The sequence below is a fragment of the Bacillus sp. V33-4 genome, assembly GCF_002860225.1.
Lineage (GTDB): Bacteria > Bacillota > Bacilli > Bacillales > Cytobacillaceae > Bacillus_BJ > Bacillus_BJ canaveralius.
In genome coordinates, this window is the sequence record NZ_PGVC01000048.1 from 32,553 (window position 1) to 52,183 (window position 19,631).

At 42.2% G+C, this 19,631-nt stretch carries 10 protein-coding genes and 2 riboswitches; all 10 genes read left to right on the forward strand.

Translation table 11 applies throughout. From position 1 onward, the window contains the following. The first annotated feature begins 12 nt into the window (after positions 1 to 12). Positions 13 to 4,494, forward strand: a complete 4,482-nt coding sequence (gene essC / locus CVD23_RS17330) for a type VII secretion protein EssC (RefSeq protein WP_101666689.1) — start codon at positions 13 to 15, stop codon at positions 4,492 to 4,494. After that, a complete protein-coding gene (esaA, locus tag CVD23_RS17335; protein WP_101666690.1) occupies positions 4,491 to 7,121 on the forward strand; it encodes a type VII secretion protein EsaA in 2,631 nt (876 codons plus the stop codon). Before essC ends, esaA begins: the two co-directional genes overlap by 4 nt. Further along, complete coding sequence (gene essA / locus CVD23_RS17340) at positions 7,111 to 7,596, forward strand: type VII secretion protein EssA (RefSeq protein ID WP_101666691.1); 486 nt, start codon at positions 7,111 to 7,113, stop codon at positions 7,594 to 7,596. The genes esaA and essA overlap by 11 nt, the downstream gene beginning before the upstream one ends. Positions 7,597 to 8,073: 477 nt before the next feature. Further along, entirely contained in the window at positions 8,074 to 9,030 is a 957-nt protein-coding gene (locus tag CVD23_RS17345; RefSeq protein WP_101666692.1) for an AAA family ATPase, read from the forward strand. Positions 9,031 to 9,032: 2 nt separating this feature from the next. Beyond that, positions 9,033 to 10,247 (forward strand): DUF58 domain-containing protein, encoded by a 1,215-nt coding sequence (locus tag CVD23_RS17350; RefSeq protein WP_101666693.1) that lies wholly within the window; start codon positions 9,033 to 9,035, stop codon positions 10,245 to 10,247. Further along, the gene (locus tag CVD23_RS17355; RefSeq protein ID WP_308314945.1) at positions 10,244 to 12,454 is read left to right on the forward strand and encodes a DUF4129 domain-containing transglutaminase family protein; all 2,211 of its coding nucleotides are present in this window, start codon (positions 10,244 to 10,246) and stop codon (positions 12,452 to 12,454) included. The genes CVD23_RS17350 and CVD23_RS17355 overlap by 4 nt, the downstream gene beginning before the upstream one ends. A gap of 34 nt (positions 12,455 to 12,488) precedes the next feature. Next, a riboswitch (purine riboswitch) is annotated at positions 12,489 to 12,590 on the forward strand. A 181-nt stretch (positions 12,591 to 12,771) separates the two neighbouring features. Next, positions 12,772 to 14,292 (forward strand): glutamine-hydrolyzing GMP synthase, encoded by a 1,521-nt coding sequence (guaA, locus tag CVD23_RS17360; RefSeq protein WP_180955705.1) that lies wholly within the window; start codon positions 12,772 to 12,774, stop codon positions 14,290 to 14,292. Between the two features lie 188 nt (positions 14,293 to 14,480). Then, positions 14,481 to 14,582: riboswitch (purine riboswitch) on the forward strand. A 183-nt stretch (positions 14,583 to 14,765) separates the two neighbouring features. After that, positions 14,766 to 16,100, forward strand: a complete 1,335-nt coding sequence (locus CVD23_RS17365; protein ID WP_101666695.1) for an NCS2 family permease — start codon at positions 14,766 to 14,768, stop codon at positions 16,098 to 16,100. Positions 16,101 to 16,214: 114 nt separating this feature from the next. Next, positions 16,215 to 17,057: a glucose PTS transporter transcription antiterminator GlcT gene (gene glcT / locus CVD23_RS17370; protein ID WP_101666696.1), complete on the forward strand. Its 843-nt coding sequence runs from the start codon at positions 16,215 to 16,217 to the stop codon at positions 17,055 to 17,057. Between the two features lie 196 nt (positions 17,058 to 17,253). Beyond that, positions 17,254 to 19,314, forward strand: a complete 2,061-nt coding sequence (gene ptsG, locus CVD23_RS17375) for a glucose-specific PTS transporter subunit IIBC (protein WP_101666697.1) — start codon at positions 17,254 to 17,256, stop codon at positions 19,312 to 19,314. Positions 19,315 to 19,631 lie beyond the last annotated feature (317 nt).

Sequence of the window (19,631 nt, forward strand, 5' to 3'; positions counted from 1 at the left end):
GGAGGTGATAGCTTGAGCAACATTTGGTTGTTTTATAATCAATATTACCAGCGGGTCCCGGTAAAAAAAGGCGAGAACCATTCATTCACCGTTGGTCGCGATGTGCAACAAACGGTAACCTTAAGGGAATTCCCGTTTCAAGATGGTCCGCTTGAAATCGAGACCGATGGATTTACTGCTTTAACAGTTAAGCAAAATGGAAAGTCGATTGGAAAGGCAACAATCGAGGAACCGTTCCAACTGAAACAGCAGACTGAATCACTATCGATTTTCCTGACGGGAGAAGATAAGAAAACAGAAACCTATTTTATAGGGAGTCATAAAGAATTGACTTTTTCTCCGCTTGAGAAGAGTTCAGTCGTTTTCAAAACGCAGACGTCCATTATTGGTAAAGCTGAAGATGATTCTTTTCAGCTTGTTAAAATGAGGACGGGTTGGATGGTTGAGCATGGAAACAGTATTCTCTACTTAAATGGACAAAGAATTTCAAATAATACAAAGGTGGAAACAGGCGACTTTTTATTTCTTCCATTTATGACGATCCGCCTGCTCGAAGACGACTTGTTGGAAATCAAAAGTTTGGAAGATTACGAGACGAGTCTTTCTTTAGCTCGTCGCCCCCAATCGGAAATGAGCAAAAAGTATCCGATTTACAGAAGGACCCCGAGGATGATTTATGAGCTTCCAAACGAAAAAGTGACTTTGTCTTTTCCAGCGCAAGAGTCGGACGACACAAACAGAGGCTTATGGCTCATCATCATGCCTCCTCTAATCATGCTGATTGTAATGGGCGTTGTCGCACTGATTCAGCCAAGAGGAATATTTATTATTATTTCAATGGTTATGTTCATGACAACGATGGTCACGTCGAGTGTTCAGTACTTTAAGGATAAAAGTACCCAGAAAAAGCGCAAAGAGAGGAGATACAGGGTGTATACCCAGTATCTTGAAAACAAACGCAGTGAACTGCAGGAGTTAGCTGAAAAACAGAAGCAGGTGCTGAAATTTCATTTTCCATCATTCGAAAGAATGAAGTACTTGACTGGACAAATTTCCGACCGACTTTGGGAACGTTCGCTTGAAAGCCATGACTTTCTTCAGTTCCGGCTTGGTACCGGTACAATACCACCCAGCTACCAGGTGAACGTGAGCGCCGGGGATCTGGCAAACCGGGAAATTGACGATTTACTTGAACAATCGCAGCTGATGGAAAAAGCATACCGCGAAATTAAAAATGTTCCAGTTGTCGCCGATTTATCACAGGGAGCGATCGGGCTGGTCGGCAAAGAGGCTGTAGTGATGAATGAAATTCACCAGATCATCGGCCAGCTTTCCTTTTTCCACAGCTATCACGATTTAAGATTTGTGTTTATTTTTAATGAAAAAGAGTATAGCGAATGGGAATGGGTTAAGTGGCTGCCGCATTTCCAGCTACTCCATGCCCATGCAAAAGGATTAATTTACAATGAGCAAACCCGTGACCAGTTACTTTCGCCAATTTATGAAATTCTTCGGGACAGGGATATGGATGAAGACAAGGAGAAGACAAGATTTTCTCCGCACATCGTCTTTATTATCACCAATCAGCAGTTAATTGCGGAACACGTCATTCTTGAATATTTGGAAGGAAAGCATGCACATCTGGGAATTTCGGTTATTTTTGCGGCCGATTCGAAAGAGAGCTTGACCGAGCATATCCAAACTCTTGTCAGATATATCAATGACAAGGAGGGGGATATTTTAATCCAGCACAAGAAAGCAGTCTCGATTCCGTTCAGGCTCGATGTCCACCGACGCAAAGGAAATGAAGCTTTTGCACGGATGCTGAGAACGCTGGACCATCAAGTTGGGATGACAAATTCGATTCCGGCTAGTGTTTCGTTCTTGGAAATGCTGAATATAAAGGAAGTCGAACAGCTGCCGATCAAACAAAATTGGTTAACAATGGAATCAGCTAAATCATTGGCAGTCCCAATTGGGTTAAAAGGGAAAGAAGACCTCGTTGAACTAAATCTTCATGAAAAAGCCCATGGCCCGCATGGACTTCTCGCCGGGACAACCGGATCGGGGAAAAGTGAATTTTTGCAAACATACATACTGTCACTGGCGGTTCACTTTCATCCGCATGAAGTCGCATTTCTGTTGATTGATTATAAAGGGGGAGGCATGGCACAGCCTTTTAAAAACATGCCTCATCTGCTTGGGACGATTACCAATATTGAAGGCAGTAAAAACTTCAGCGCAAGAGCGCTCGCCTCGATTAAAAGCGAGTTAAGAAGGCGCCAGCGCTTATTTGATAGATACCAGGTCAATCACATTAATGACTATACAGATTTATATAAACAAAACCTTACTGAGGAACCACTTCCGCACCTATTCTTGATTTCGGATGAATTTGCCGAATTAAAAAGTGAGGAGCCAGAATTCATCAGGGAGCTGGTCAGTGCCGCACGTATCGGCCGAAGCCTCGGAGTACATTTGATTTTGGCCACACAGAAACCGGGCGGTGTCATTGATGAGCAGATTTGGAGCAATGCCCGCTTTCGAGTCGCATTGAAGGTTCAGAATGTCGAGGACAGCCGGGAAATACTTAAGAACGGCGATGCGGCTGCGATTACTATGACCGGCCGGGGATATCTCCAAGTTGGAAACAACGAAATTTATGAGCTTTTCCAGTCGGCATGGAGCGGTGCCAAGTATCTTGAAGACACTTCCGAGACAGAAGACGAGGTTGCGATCGTGACCGATCTGGGCTTGATTCCGCTCTCGGACGTGTCCACACATGAGAGAAAGAAAAAAGAAGGTCAGACGGAGATAGAAGCCATTGTAGATCAAATCGAAGCATTGCAACAGGAAATGGGCATTAAAAAGCTGAGAAGCCCTTGGCTGCCGCCGCTCGCGAATCGCTTGTCCCGGAGACTGTATACTTCTAACAACGAGCGCGAGATTTATTTTGCCTTAATCGACGAGCCGGAGAAACAAAGCCAGACACCTTATGGATATGACATCATGGACGATGGAAACATTGGGATTTTTGGTTCTTCCGGCTACGGGAAATCGCATACAGCCATAACCCTTCTTCTCAGTATCGCTGAGCGCTACAGTCCCGAAGATGTTCATTACTATATATTCGATTTTGGAAATGGAGCACTCTTGCCTTTAAAGCAGCTGCCACATACAGCAGACTTTTTCTTAATTGACGATGAACGGAAAATAGAGAAGTTCATGAGGATCTTAAGAGATGAAATAGCGCGCAGAAAACAGTTGTTTCAGCAGCAGGAAGTCAGCAGCATTAAAATGTATAACTCAATCAGCGACGATACGCTTCCGCTCCTGTTTATTACGATTGATAATTTTGATCTCATCAAAGAAGAGATGCAGGACCTCGAAACGCAAATCAATCAATTTGCGAGAGATGGGCAGTCGCTGGGAGTTTATATGGTTTTTACTGCGACAAGGATTAACTCAATTCGTCAGTCGTTGATGAACAATTTAAAAACAAAAATCGTTCATTACTTGATGGACAATACCGAAGCCTACACGATCTTGGGAAGAGTGCCGTTTGTACCAGAACCGATACCGGGAAGAGCCATTATTAAACAAGAAGAAATTTTCTTTTCACAGGTATTCTTGCCGGCGGATGGAGCAGATGACTATCAATTATTGGACACAATTAAAGACGATATTCAGTTAATAAAAGCAAAATATGACGGGTCTAAGGTTCCTGAAGCGGTTCCGATGCTTCCATCTGAATTGACAATGATTAACTTCGCCCAATATACAGATGGCATGAAGCAACCGGGAATGATCCCAATTGGCCTCGATGAAGAATTCGTTAAGCCTGTCTACATCAACTTTGTAAAAAACAAGCATGGGCTGATTGTCGGACAGGCGCAAAAAGGAAAAACAAACGTCCTGAAGGTGATTTTGAATACAGCGTTGCTTCAGGGAACTGAAACGATTGGGATTTTTGATTCATTTGATCGGGGGTTATCCATGTATATGGATGAGGACAACGTCGATTATATGGAATCGAAGGAGCATATCGCAGAGTGGCTGGGCAGCGTTGAGCAGATTTTATCACAAAGGGAAAGAGAGTATGTTAAAACCATCCAACATGGAAATGTGGCTGTGGGCTTTACACCAGTTTTACTCGTGATCGATGGTTATGCACGATTCTCACAAACATTGGACAGCCAATTACAGGATAAAATCGCCAACCTCATGAAAAATTTCAGCCATCTAGAGTTTAATATTTTGGTGGCCGGAAGCAATAATGACCTGTCTAAAGGCTATGATTCTTTAACATCAGAAATTAAGCAGATTCGCCAGGCCGTTATTTTGATGAAGAAATCAGAACAAACTCTTTTCACGCTTCCTTATGAGCGTAAAGAAGAAGAAATTCACCCGGGCTATGGATATTACGTAGTCAATGGGAAGGAAATCAAAATCCAAATTCCGCTATGTGCCACTGAAAGGAAGGTCTATACATGACGTGGAAAACGAAATACATTGTGAAAATGATATTTATTGTCTTTCTCATTTTTTCCACACCGGCCGTTTTCTTTGGTTCTGTTGGTGACAACGAATTGCAGGAAAGGGCCAATGCAACTAGGACAATCGCAGTTGTAAACGAAGATACCGGTGCAGATAAAGAGGACAGATCATTCGAATTCGGCAAAGAAATTTCCAATATTCTCGCAGAAGATTCGGATTTCGACTGGACAGTCCTTAGCCGAAGTGCTGCTGTCAATGGACTGGAAAATACAAAGTACGATGCAGTCGTTTTTATTCCATCAGATTTTTCAAGGAATATTATGTCGTATGAAGAGCAACAGCCTGTTAAAGCGAAGTTCGAATATACGGTCCAGGATCAACTGAATGTGTTCAATCGTGAAAAAGTCCTTCGTGAAATTGAGCAGGCAACAAGCCGTGTAAACGGGAAAGTTTCTACTTTATACTGGTCTTATATTTCTCAAGACCTGGAAAATGTCCGAAGTAAATTTGATGAAATCCTCCAAAAAGAAATCGACTTCCAGAATGCAATGCTCGCATTTTATAAACCAAGCTCACAGAATTTAGCAGGTGAAATCGAGCAGCAGCGTAACATGCTTGAAGCCATTCAGATGACGATGAGATCCACAGTAGATTCGTCGCCGCAGCGGGAGAATAACGTAAAACAATTCGAACAAAATCTTGCCGCTTTTGTGAAGTATGTGGAGGATTATCAGGAGTACCAGGATTTGCAGCAGCAGACTTTGCAGAAGGCGCAGGATCAGAATATAACTAGTATTCAGAATGCTAGTACCGCTCAAAGTGATTCGAGTGGAAGGTCAAAACAGCTGTTTGAGCAGAATACCCAACAACTTTCCGTCAATATGGGAGAGATTAATGAAGATATTAAAGAGAACAATGAGATGATAAAAAATCTGTCTTTATCTCGTTCTGAACAGGTCAAAGAACAACCTAATCACTTAGTAGCCTATATTAATTCACAAGATTCAATAAAATTAAAGCAACTTGAAGATGAACTTTTGCAAATAAAAAGTGAACTGAATACTGGCTCTGGATATGGTAATTCTTCGTCAATCTTAGATTTACAGGCTGAAATAGATGAACTTACAAAAATTCATGATGAAGTGATTGCTTTAAAAACAACCCTTGAACAAGAGCCTGAACCAGAAAACCAGATTATAGAGGATTTAGGCGATTGGGCTTCTCGAATAAATATACTAAAGACTAATTTAGAAACTAAGAATACAGGAGATAATAATCCTCTAAAACCAATTGTGCAGAATAAGGAGCAACTGATTTTTGGGTTAGAAAATTTACCTGCGAATAATAATTTATCAAATATATTTGGGATTACTATTAATAATAATGATCTGGTAAAAAATCTAAAATATTATTCACTTCTGGAACAGTATGAATCTACCTTAAAAGGCATGCTTTATGATGATAGCGAAAATAAATTACAATTCTTAAATGACATTAATGAAATAGTTGCAATGAATCCTGATGAGCAAAAGGCATGGGAAACTCTAAACACCGAACTGCCTTCCACAGAAGCCGGAATGACTGCTTTAGAAGGTACGTTACAAGCGTTCATCACAGAATACGGTGCAAACCTAGATAAAGAACAAAAAATAGTCCAAGATGACCTAAAATCAATCGAAGAAACTGCCAGCTCAGTCCTAAAGCAAATACAAAACCCTACCCATCTGTTAACTCGAAACGTGCCAACACCTGAAAAAGGCTCTGATGGCACGGTTGTAGTTTCAAGCCAGAAAAGCATCAGCCAGGAAATGCTGAGCATTAACGAGTTAATGACATCACTCGGTGAGAGCCAGGGGAATATTGTCACTTATACGGACGAACTGCAGTCCCAGGTCCAAAATGTCCAGGCGGATGCAGATAAGCTGAATGAAAAATGGGGCACAAATGTCGCTACTACTCAGTTGTTCCGCGATGACATCTTTGGTGTTCTCGGCAACGCGTATGTAGACGGACAGCAAAATGGTCCGGTGTATGAATATTTATCTCAACCGCTGCAAATCAGTGGGGATGGATCTTCTAAAGAGGAAGAAGAAAAGAAAGTTCCTCCAGTTGTCATTTTGGCGATTGTATTGTTGAGCAGCCTGTTAATCGGTTATTTCAGCCACTACTTCAAAGGTGCTTCAATACTGGTGCAAGGTTCGATGTTTGTGTTACTAAATTTAATCGTCGGTTTGATTATTAGTTTATTCGGGTTAAATATCTATCCACTAGGTGAAACTCGCGCGATTGAATGGTCGATATTTACGATTCTTCTTTTGGCCACTGCTTCGACGCTCGTGCTGGTCAGCTTTAAAATAGGCAATTTAATTGGTTGGGTTGCAAGTGTGGCACTTGTTGCGTTTTTCATCACACCGCTGCTTGCTCTTGCTGCACCAAACTTTCAATATGAAGACCAAATGTCAAAGGTTTATATGTCGATTCAGTATGGTTCAAGTGCACTGTTCATACCTGCTATTATCGTGTTAGCAGGGACCATTCTTTTCCTTTCCATCATACCGTTCGCGTTCAATGCACTGAAGAATGCACGCGCTCATAAGGCAGGGGAAGAGGCACATGAAGCTTAAAGGCTTTATTATCGCTTATATGCTCCCCGCCGCAATTTTCTTAAACGGAATTTCAGTGGGGGCAAGTCCCAATATTGATGATTTAACGCCCAATACTTATGAAAAAAAAGAATTTAACGAAAACACTAATTTCTTGCATGAAGATTCTCTTTATGACAATAAAAAAGCAATTCCAGAGGAACAAAAGGGTTTAACCTTTGAAGGGCAGAAATCGAATCCACTCGAAGGTGTAATAGATCAGCTTTTTAGCGGAGATGCCAAAGCAAATAATACAATAACAGCAAAAGCAGAACGGTTAAAACTTTTTTCGGATGTGGAGAATAAATACAAATTTGATGTTTCTGAAGATACAGAAAGCATCACAAACGATAATTCCAAGCTTATTATTCTATACATCTGCTTGCTTGTGGTAGGAGTTATTGTCATGCTGGGCTTGCTTATTCCGAAAATGGCACAAAGCAAAAATGGTTTTTAATAGAATGAATTTCATAAAGCAATTCTTTAAGTGAAAAACGAACAGTTAATTTAAGTTAAGCATATTATTCGTTTCCTACGGCATACTCCTTTAATATGTAGACAAATTCATTCGTTTTTCGGTTTAGCTTATTACATTGTGAAATTGACTCAATAACGTAACTATTTACCAAAAAATGAAAAATGCCTACCTGCTAGTATCAGGTGGGCATTTTGGTTGTTCCAATTTCTGATTTTCATTGAGCGTAATGGAAGAATTTTAAAATGAATTGTTCGAAACTTTCTTCCTATGATGAACGTCTATATAATCATGGAGTTTTTTGTCTAATCAACGGAAATTTTCCCGATTTCTATTTTTTTGTTACAGGAATTTTACAGAATTTAGAGAATATAAAAATAAACAGTTTTTTTTGAGCAGCGACCTTCCTTTTTCGTATGAGGGGGAGATAATTTTATATAGAGATTCAGGAGGGAAACAATGGCGAGAGATGAAATGAACCCGACGATTGAAAGGATTATCGGCAATATTGAAAGAGTCATGACCGGCAAGCGGAATGTCGCCGAATTAAGTTTAGTCGCATTATTGGCTGGGGGCCATGTGCTTCTTGAAGATGTTCCCGGAGTGGGAAAAACGATGATGGTCAGAGCGATCGCAAAATCGGTAAGTGCCAGCTTTAAACGGATCCAATTTACCCCTGATTTATTACCTTCCGATGTGACGGGAGTTTCTATCTATAATCCGAAGGAGCTTGAATTCCAGTTCAGGCCTGGACCGATAATGGGAAATATTATTCTGGCCGATGAAATCAATCGTACTTCTCCGAAAACCCAATCTGCTTTGCTCGAGGGGATGGAGGAGGGCAGTGTCACCATTGATGGAGTGACCCATAAGCTTGACCGGCCGTTTTTTGTTATGGCAACGCAAAACCCGATAGAGTATGAGGGGACATATCCGCTTCCTGAGGCGCAACTCGACCGGTTCCTGTTAAAAATGAAGATGGGATATCCGGACATCGACGAGGAAGTGGAAGTGCTTAATCGGGCGCAAAAGGTTCCGCCGATTGAAGAATTGGAACCGGTTGTCGATCTTGAAGAACTCGGGTATTTACAGCAGCAAATCAAAGAGGTTTTTGTAGATGATACGATTAAAAGATATATTGTCGATATCGCGAACCGGACTAGAAATCATGGAAGTGTTTATCTTGGTGCAAGTCCGCGCGGTTCGATTGCCTTAATGAAAGCAGCACAGGCTTTTGCTTTTATGTATGGCAGGGATTATGTTATTCCCGATGATATTCAATACCTGGCTCCGAACGTATTTGCGCACCGGCTTATTTTAAAATCGGAAGCAAAGTTTGAAGGGATATCGCCTGAAGAAATCATTATCCGGGTGCTGGCGAGGGTGCCTGTTCCTGTACAAAGGCTTGTGAAATAACAATGAAAAATCATTGGACTCACCTGCAAGGCATTTGGAAGCTGATTGTTCTATTGTTTTTAGTCATCGTCACTTTTTCTTACGCAATGTTTCAAGGTGGATTTGTCAGCTGGTTTCTGTTTTATAGTTTTCTTCCCTTTGCTTTTTATGGCCTTGCCCTGGCTTTCTACTCACTTACTGATATCGAAGTAGAACGGGTGCTTGTAAAGAAAGAATTTAATGCTGGTGAAACATTGAAAGCGGAAGTGCGCCTGTCGAGACGAATTGCCTTCCCTTTGTTTTATATCGTCATCGAGGATGGTCTTGGGGAGTCGCTGGCTTTTTCCCGCCAGCAGAAGCAGGCGAAGACTTTTTTAACACCGGGCTTCCGAAGAGAATTATCGTTTCAGTATACGATTGATGAGATGCCAAGAGGTGAACATGCATTAAAAGCAATTCGGGTCAAAACGGGTGATCCGCTTGGTTTGATTGAAAAAGAGCAGCGAATTGCTGCTGATGATAAAGTAATTGTTTACCCGGCCTTTGAAGAGCTGATATACCGGCCTTTGGAAAATCATTATGACCAGGGAATGACGGCATCCAAGGAAAGGGTGCAGCGGGACACGTCGATGGCAATCGGCATTCGCGAATACCAGCCAGGTGATCGCTTTTCGTGGATTAATTGGAAAGCAACGGCAAAGCGGAATGATATTATGACCAAGCAATTTGAGCAGCGCCAGTCGCATGATGTTTTTATTATGATGGATTGCGCACCGGAAGGCAGATTTGAAATCATTGTCTCTTTTACGGCGTCGATTATTCGGGCGATTCTTCGGAAAGGTGCTCAGGTAGGCCTGATATCTTCCAGTGATGAACGGGCAGCTTTTCCGATTCGTGGCGGTGAGGTCCAGCAACAGCAGCTTTTCTATCATCTTGCTAAGGTAAGGGATGCAAGTCCGGTCATGCTGGACCGCATCTTGGAAACGGAGACCTTTTTGACACAGCAAAATGTCACCATCATGCTTGTGACTGCCCAGCTGACAAAGCAGCTGATTGAAAGAGCCGGCTATTTTGCTCAGCGGAAGAGCTCTGTCGTTTTATTTTTAATAAAGAATGAAAAAGAATCCCCTTCCCAGAATGAACTCACATTAAAAGCAGCTGCAACGGCAAGGGGAATCCGTGTAGTGATGATTCATAATGGCTTGTTTAAAGAGGCATTTTCGGAGGTGAACCGATGATGACCTCCAGCACATCCGGCAAAGGTTTTCCAAATCTTTTGCTCTATATTTTCGGGTTTTTGCTTTTATGGGAATGGCTTCAGCCGCTTGAACAACTGACTGCAACTGGTAATATCCATATATTCTTGATTTTCCTAATCCTTGCTTTCGGACTATCCATTCTAGGGTCTCGCAAAGTTTTTGGGGCAGCTGTAAAAGTTGTTTATATTGTTTATGCTTTAAACTATTTTCATCTGGAAGGTTCTTTCTTCAGTTTGCAGTGGATCCCGTCATTCATCACAGATATTCAAAGTAATGCAGTGTTCATCCTGGCTGCAGAATGGCAGCAACTGACGGATATGTTCCGGAGCCTGTTATTCTTTGTGCTTTTATGGCTAATGGCCTACCTGATCCAATATTGGCTGATAAGCCGCCGGAAAATATTTGTTTTCTTCTTTATGACGTTAATTTATATTACTGTCCTTGATACGTTCACGCCTTATCAAGCTGATGGAGCCATCGTCCGCACAGTTATTGGCGGATTTACGTTGATGGGACTGCTCACTTTTTTCCGTTTGGTGGAGAAGGAATCGATTAATAAAGGATCGGTTTTTTCGAAAAGATGGATTATACCGCTGGCCGGGATGGTCGCGGTCAGTGCAATCTTCGGTTACGTTGCACCTAAGGCAGAACCGATTTGGCCCGATCCTGTCCCTTTTATCACATCCTATAATCAGGAAAGTGGCAGCGGAGAAGGGGGAGGCATACGAAGAGTTGGTTATGGAACAGATGATTCCCAGCTTGGCGGACCATTCATCGGCAGTAATCAAGTCGTGTTCAGAGCGGAAGTTGAGTCACGCCATTACTGGAAGGTGGAGACAAAGGATGTCTATACGGGGAAAGGCTGGGTCACTTCCGGGGAAAATCAGCCATTGGTTCCATTCGCCGAAAATGAACCCGTTCCAATTTCTGCTACACCGGAGGGGATAAAAACGTCTGAGCGGGAAGGGTCGCTGTTTTTCACTCAGAATTACTCACATATCACATATCCGGTTGGACTCAAGGAAATTTCCGGGGATGTCGGCTATACGTTTGAGGCAAATCCGATAACGGAAAAAATTAATACGCTGCGGTCAGGCGAGTTGGCCCCGATTAACCAGTACACAGTAAACTACGAAATGCCTGAATACAGCGTGACTGCGTTGCGCGAAACGGTCGATGCAAATCGTGTTGGGCTGGGAAGTGCATTCATTGAACAGTATACGCAGGTTCCTGAGCAGCTTCCCGCGAGAGTCAGGGAATTGGCTGAGGAGATTACAGCAGGAGAGACATCATGGTTTAATAAAGCGAGGAAGATCGAACAGTATTTTGGTAGAAGCGGCTTTACTTATGACCAGACTGATGTCGCGGTTCCGGGACCAACCGATGATTATGTCGATCAATTTTTGTTTGAGACCCAGAAGGGCTATTGCGATAATTATTCGTCTTCAATGGCCATTATGCTGCGGACACTCGGTATTCCGACCCGCTGGGTAAAAGGGTATACGGAAGGGGAATTTATCGAGATGATCGGCCCAAACAAACGGATCTTCGAGATAACCAACAATAATGCCCATTCCTGGGTAGAAGTATTTTTCCCGAACGCTGGCTGGGTTCAGTTTGAACCGACGCAAGGCTTTTCAAATAGTACCCGCTTTAATTACGACTCTGTTACAGCGCAGCAGCCGAATGCACAGACAGCCACTCCTGCACAAAGACCACACATACCTGAGCAGGACAAATCCAAAGAAACAAACGGTGACAGTAATTCAACGTTTTCCTTCAAGCATGCATGGGAAGCCATAAAAGACTTCTTTGCTGCGCATTGGGACCGTATCTTTTTGGCGGTTGCCGGAGCAGCTATCATTGCGGTTATTTTGTATAAAACAAGGACAAAGTGGCTGCCATATTACTTTATTTGGCGATTCAGGCACAAAAACAACAATGAAGATTTTGCACAGGCTTATTTAGTTTTGTTAAAGCAATTTCACCGCTTTGGGTTAATGCGAAAAGACGACCAGACGTTAAGAGAGTATGCCAATTATATTGATTCTTTCTTTTCTTCGCAAGAAATGTCCAGCTTAACTAATAAATATGAACACTTCTTGTACAGGGGAACTCTTCAGGAAGGCAGCTGGGCTGAAATGAAGGAATTGTGGGAAAATTTAATTAAAAAAACGAGTGCTTGACCGAAAAAATGATCACCTGATACAATGTTTTGGAACTATATATTGTACTTACCTTCATATATCCTCGAAAATAGGGTTCGAAAGTTTCTACCAAATCACCGTAAATGATTTGACTATGAAGGCAGATCATTCTTTTATCAGCACGCATAAAAGCCGGAATTCTGCCTTTAGTTTTTTTTTCAGGGAGAATTCTGGTTTTATTTGTTTATTGAAGATTTTTGACCCAACAGTAAATAATAGAATTAAACTGACAGCTTTCAACAAATTTGAACGAGGTGACCATTTTGCCAGGGAAAACAGAATTGCAACACCAGGAAATGATCGTGGTGCTCGATTTCGGCAGCCAATACAATCAATTGATTACCAGAAGAATTCGTGAATTTGGGGTTTACAGTGAGTTGCATCCCCATACCATTACGGCAGAAGAGATCAAAAAAATGAATCCGAAAGGAATTATATTCTCCGGCGGGCCAAATAGCGTTTACGGAGAAAACTCTTTTCGCTGTGATGAGGAAATTTTTGAATTGGGCCTGCCTATTTTGGGGATTTGCTATGGAATGCAATTAATGACGATGCATTTTGGCGGAAAAGTAGAACGCGCCAAAAACCGCGAATATGGAAAAGCAGTCATGAAGGTGCAGCAGTCAAATCGAATGTTTGCCGGGCTGCCCGATGAACAGGTCGTATGGATGAGTCACGGCGATCTTGTCGTTGAAGCGCCTGAAGGTTTTACAGTAGATGGCACCAATCCGTCATGCCCGATTGCAGCAATCAGCAATGAAGAGCGCCGCTTATATGGTGTCCAATTTCACCCTGAGGTAAGGCATTCTGTATATGGAAACGATATGATCAGAAATTTTGTATTCAATGCCTGCGAGTGCACGGGCGACTGGTCCATGGAAAACTTTATTGAAATCGAGATGGAAAAAATCCGTCATTCTGTTGGTGATAAAAAAGTTCTTTGTGCGTTGAGTGGCGGCGTCGATTCATCGGTGGTAGCTGTGCTGATTCATAAAGCGATCGGCGACCAATTGACATGTATTTTTGTCGATCACGGCCTTCTTCGCAAAAATGAAGCCGACAGTGTTATGAAAACATTTGCCGATGGATTTAATATGAACGTGATTAAAGTCGATGCGAAGGACCGTTTCTTAACTAAATTAAACGGTATTTCCGATCCTGAGCAAAAACGTAAAATTATTGGAAACGAATTTATTTATGTGTTTGACGATGAGGCAACAAAACTTGAGGGCATCGAATTTTTAGCACAAGGAACCCTTTATACAGATATTATTGAGAGCGGCACGGCGACAGCGCAGACGATAAAATCGCACCACAATGTTGGCGGATTGCCGGAAGACATGCAATTCAAGCTGATCGAGCCTCTTAATACGCTGTTTAAAGATGAAGTTCGGGCTCTTGGCACCGAGCTTGGTATTCCCGATGAGATTGTCTGGCGCCAGCCGTTCCCGGGACCAGGCTTGGGAATTCGCGTCCTTGGTGAGATTTCCGAGGAAAAACTTGAAATTGTCCGCGAATCGGATGCCATTTTACGCGAAGAAATTAAGAAGGCGGGTCTGGATCGTGATATTTGGCAATACTTTACGGTCCTTCCTGATATCCGCAGCGTCGGAGTAATGGGTGATGCCCGCACTTATGATTACACAATTGGCATTCGTGCTGTTACCTCAATTGACGGAATGACATCAGACTGGGCACGAATCCCCTGGGATGTACTTGAAATCATTTCAACGCGGATCGTTAATGAAGTGGATCATATTAACAGGGTTGTCTACGATATCACAAGCAAGCCGCCAGCAACAATTGAGTGGGAATAAGAGCGGATTCAGAAGCGAGCAATGATAAGGAAAGTACCTCGGACCGGATCCCGGTCCTTTCCTTTTCAGTCAAACATTTTTATAGCTTTGAAGTGATAGAATACACGAACGAAAATTCAAAAAACAGGAATAATGTTCGTTTATTTGTTGACGGGACATACGCCCCTTGATAAAATGTATAAAGCAAAAAGAATATTGTCATAATACGTCGTATAATGTTGGGAATATGGCCCAGAAGTTTCTACCAAGCTGCCGTAAATAGCTTGACTACGAGGTATGTGTTTTTATTAGGGGAATGCCTTTTGTTTTTAAGGATTTTTTTTATCTCCCTTTATGATGCACAGGCCTTTCGTCAAGCGCTCCGGTAGAACTGAACCGGTGCGTTTTTTTTTATTTTTCGGGTATATGTCGAAATGATGAATTCATTTTTGTGTTATAAATCGGCCTGCACAATATTCTAGGGGGAAAAGGGAATGAAAAAGTATTTTCAGTTTGAAGAACTGGGAACAAATTATCGCCGTGAGTTTCTTGGCGGTTTAACAACTTTCTTATCAATGGCCTATATTCTTATTGTTAATCCAATCACATTGTCATTGCAGACCGTGCCTGATTTACCGGATTCGATGAGAATGGATTACGGTTCTGTATTCGTCGCAACTGCGCTTGCAGCTGCTTTAGGGTCTCTGGTCATGGGACTGGTCGCAAGGTACCCGATTGCTCTTGCTCCAGGGATGGGTTTGAATGCATTTTTTGCTTATACGGTCGTACTTACAATGGGGATACCATGGCAAACGGCTCTCTCCGGTGTGCTTATTTCAGGTCTGGTTATGATGTTGCTAACACTATCGGGATTGCGTGAAAAAATTATTAATGCAATTCCGGCAGAGTTAAAATATGCCGTAGCGGCCGGGATCGGTTTGTTTATTACCTTTATCGGGTTTCAAAACGCCGGCATTATAACAAATGATGATGCGGTATTGGTCGGGCTTGGTGATTTAACGAATGGAAATACGCTGCTGGCGGTATTCGGGATTTTCATCACCGTTATTTTAATGACAAGAGGGATTAAAGGCGGAATCTTTATCGGAATGGTGATCACCACCATCGCCGGGATGATTTTTAACCTGATTAAAAGTCCTTCAGCAGTAGTCGGCGGTGTGCCTAGTATTGAACCTACCTTTGGGGCGGCCTTCCAGGCGTTTACCGGCGACAGCCAGCTGTTTACTGTACAAATGTTAGTCGTCATCTTGACGCTCTTGTTTGTAGATTTCTTTGACACAGCAGGAACTTTAGTTGCTGTGGCAAACCAGGCGGGATTAATCAAAGATAATAAGCTGCCGCGCGCGGGAAAAGCACTATTTGCCGATTCTTGCGGAACAGTGATCGGAGCCGTGTTAGGAACATCAACAACGACTTCGTATATCGAATCATCAGCGGGTGTCGCTGCGGGTGCAAGAACAGGCTTCGCTTCCATTGTAACAGCGGGATTTTTTCTACTTGCTTTATTCTTCTCGCCGTTGCTTGAAGTAATTACGGCACCGGTAACGGCGCCTGCATTGATCATAGTTGGCGTGTTAATGGTCGCATCTTTAGGGCAAATAGATTGGACACGATTTGAAATTGCTGTTCCATCGTTTTTGACGATCATCGCGATGCCGTTGACTTATAGTATCGCAACCGGAATTGCAATCGGATTTATTTTTTATCCGATTACGATGATCACGAAAGGCCGCGGCCGCGAGATACATCCAATCATGTATGCTTTGGCTATGATTTTTATACTGTATTTCATCTTTGTTCTTAGATAGAACATTATGGAGAATCGTACACTGTGCGGTTCTCTTTCTTTATGCGTTGACTTAGTTTATGCTCTCCGCTACCATGTAGATGGATAGAAAAGCTTGGTAAGGCGGAGGAATCAAATGGCGAATTTATCGGTGAGTAAGGCTTTAAACAATAATGTTATAATCGCTGTCCATCCCGAATACGGCGAAGTAGTCTTAATCGGTAAAGGGATCGGCTTTAATCGGAAACAGGATGATCAAATTGAGGAAAATACAGCTGAAAAGCTGTTTGTTCTTAAAAATGAGAAAGAACAGGAAAATTACTTAAAGCTCTTGCCTTTTCTGGAGGACCATTTACTTGAGGCTATTATTACAGCGACACTCCATATAAAGGAAAACACATCGGCACCGTTAAATGAACATATTCATGTTGCCCTTACTGACCACCTCCTTTTTGCGGTAAGCCGGCTTTCAAAGGGAATGGAGATTAACAACCCGTTTTTAATTGAAACAAAAGCGCTTTACCCTTTTGAATATAAACTGGCTAAAGAAGTGGTCACACTAATCGGCAAAAAGACAGGAATTCATTTGCCGGAAGGGGAAGTCGGCTTCATTGCTCTGCATATCCACAGTGCTTTAACCAATAAAAATTTATCAGACGTGAATCAGCATTCACAGCTCGTAACAAAACTGCTTGATATGATTGAGGAACAGCTTGATATTAAAATTGATAAAGAATCAGTCGATTATATGAGGCTTGTCCGTCATTTGCGGTTTACGATTGAGCGCGTCATGACAGGAGAAAAAGTGGATGAGCCGGAAAAAATATCTTCACTATTGAAGGAAGAATATCCTTTATGCTATAATCTAGCCTGGAAGCTCATTAAAGTCATGCAGCAAGTAATGAAGAAGCAAGTATATGACGCTGAAGCAGTCTATTTGACAATGCATTTGCAGAGGCTTCAGAAGAAAAATAAATAGGTATTATCTTAACGTGTTACTGATACGATCAGGCATGAGTAAAGAAGATAATTGGAATGGAGTATTCAGGGTATTCTACCCTTAAGTGCAACTCCTATTCAATCGTACTCTTTTCTCATGCCTTTTTTATTTGCTTTTGATGCGCGATGATGAAAACGCTTTATGAGCTGAAAGAATTTAACGGGAGGTTTTTATTATGTTTAAAAAGGCTTTTGGAGTGTTGCAAAAAGTCGGTAAAGCGCTTATGCTTCCGGTTGCCCTTTTACCAGCCGCCGGTTTATTGCTTGCCTTTGGTAATGCATTGCAAAATCCGGTTTTACTTGAACTTGCTCCTTTTCTTGAAAATGGGGCGGTCGAAATGGTTGCATCGGTTATGGAAGCAGCAGGAAATATTGTTTTCGCCAATCTTCCATTACTCTTTGCTGTTGGGGTTGCGATTGGCCTGGCTGGCGGTGAAGGTGTTGCCGGACTGGCAGCGATCATCGGTTATTTAATAATGAATGTAACGATGGGTACGGTGCTCGGGATTGAAGCCGCCGACTTGGAAGGCAGCCTTGAATACGCAGCAGTGCTTGGGATTCCTACCTTGCAATCGGGGGTGTTCGGAGGTATTATCGTCGGGATTCTCGCTGCTTATATGTATAACAGGTTTTATGAAATTGAACTGCCGTCTTATCTTGGCTTCTTTGCCGGTAAACGCTTTGTTCCAATTGTGACTGCAGCAAGCGCAGTTTTATTGGGATTATTGATGATGCTAATTTGGCCTCCAATTCAGAATGGCCTTAATACGTTTTCGCAAAACATGGTACACGCATATTTACCTTTATCAGCTTTTGTTTTTGGTGTGATTGAACGGGCGTTAATTCCGTTCGGACTGCATCATATATTCTATTCGCCTTTCTGGTATGAGTTTGGCCAATATACGAATGCTGCTGGCGAAATCGTTCGCGGTGACCAGCGGATTTTCATGGAGCAGATCCAGGATAGAGTACAAGATCTTACTGCTGGTACATTTATGACAGGTAAATACCCGTTCATGATGTTTGGATTACCTGCTGCAGCATTAGCGATCTACAAGGAAGCACGACCTGAAAGAAAAACGGTAGTTGGCGGATTAATGGCTTCTGCCGCGTTAACAGCTTTCTTAACGGGTATTACCGAGCCGATTGAATTCTCATTCCTTTTTGTTGCGCCGTTATTATTTGCAATTCATACGATTTTTGCAGGTCTGTCATTTATGACGATGCATTTATTAGATGTGAAAATCGGAATGACATTCTCCGGCGGATTGATTGACTATATCCTCTTCGGCCTAATCAACCCGCAAACGAACGCGTGGCTTGTCATTCCTGTCGGACTTGTGTTTTCAGTTATTTACTATTTCGGATTCCGCTTTGCAATTCGCAAATTTAATTTAATGACACCTGGCCGCGAAGAGGTTGAGGAAGAAGAAATGACAACTGCCCATGCGGGAGATTTGGCCTCTAACATTCTGGACGCAATGGGTGGTAAAGAAAACATTGCCCACCTTGATGCATGTATTACGCGTCTGCGCGTTTCTGTCAATGACATTAAGAATGTTGATAAAGATCGCCTGAAAAAGCTGGGTGCTGCTGGAGTTCTTGAAGTTGGCGATAACATACAAGCAATCTTTGGACCTCGTTCTGAAACGATTAAAGGACAAATGAAAGATATTATGAACGGTAAAAAGCCGCGGGTTATCGAAAAAGCTCCTGAAAAAGGTATTGAGCAACAAATCGAAGAAGTAAATCCAGAAGCGCTCCAAACTGAAAAGGGTGGAGAAGATGTATTTGTCTCTCCGCTTAAAGGGGAAATCAAGCCGATTACCGAAGTTCCGGATGCTGTCTTTTCCGGAAAAATGATGGGCGATGGTTTCGCGATCATTCCCGCAGACGGAACGATTGTTTCACCTGTAGATGGGAAGATCGTAAACTTATTCCCGACGAAACATGCAATTGGAATCCTTTCCGATGCTGGCAGAGAGATATTAATTCATGTCGGAATTGATACGGTTAATTTGAAAGGCCAAGGCTTTGAAGCACTGGTTGCTGAGAATGACCGTGTTAAGATCGGGCAACCACTCTTGAAGGTAGATCTCGACTATATTAAAAACAATGCTACTGCGACGATAACAGCGATTGTCTTTACTAACCTTTCTGCTGGTGAATCAATTGCCATCAACAAATCAGGAAGTGTAAATATAAAGGAAGAAAACATTATTTCCATCCGGAAATAGACTAGTTTCTACTTATTATATATAAGCAATTAGCGCCTGACTGTTTTTATGAAACGGTCAGGCGCTATTATGTTTAAATGCTATTTATTTAGGTTTAAATACCATCTGTAAAATCACCTGAATTGTGTTGACGCGCTGGAACGAGGGTGATATTATATATGAACAGTGTCGCATACAAAACATGTTAAACAGTCACATTTAGAAAATACTTTTTAAAAGGTTGTTGACATAATATCGACACCGTGATATATTAGTAAAGTCGCTTCTCGGCGGCAAACGAATTTATTGCTCTTTGAAAACTGAACAAGCAAGCAAAA

What these genes read in the sequence shown, in the direction of transcription:
- esaA (WP_101666690.1), top strand. Translation starts at nt 4,491, where the DNA reads ATGACGTGGAAAACGAAATACATTGTGAAAATGATATTTATTGTCTTT.
- essA (WP_101666691.1), top strand. Translation starts at nt 7,111, where the DNA reads ATGAAGCTTAAAGGCTTTATTATCGCTTATATGCTCCCCGCCGCAATT.
- CVD23_RS17345 (WP_101666692.1), top strand. Translation starts at nt 8,074, where the DNA reads ATGGCGAGAGATGAAATGAACCCGACGATTGAAAGGATTATCGGCAAT.
- CVD23_RS17350 (WP_101666693.1), top strand. Translation starts at nt 9,033, where the DNA reads ATGAAAAATCATTGGACTCACCTGCAAGGCATTTGGAAGCTGATTGTT.
- CVD23_RS17355 (WP_308314945.1), top strand. Translation starts at nt 10,244, where the DNA reads ATGATGACCTCCAGCACATCCGGCAAAGGTTTTCCAAATCTTTTGCTC.
- guaA (WP_180955705.1), top strand. Translation starts at nt 12,772, where the DNA reads ATGATCGTGGTGCTCGATTTCGGCAGCCAATACAATCAATTGATTACC.
- CVD23_RS17365 (WP_101666695.1), top strand. Translation starts at nt 14,766, where the DNA reads ATGAAAAAGTATTTTCAGTTTGAAGAACTGGGAACAAATTATCGCCGT.
- glcT (WP_101666696.1), top strand. Translation starts at nt 16,215, where the DNA reads ATGGCGAATTTATCGGTGAGTAAGGCTTTAAACAATAATGTTATAATC.
- ptsG (WP_101666697.1), top strand. Translation starts at nt 17,254, where the DNA reads ATGTTTAAAAAGGCTTTTGGAGTGTTGCAAAAAGTCGGTAAAGCGCTT.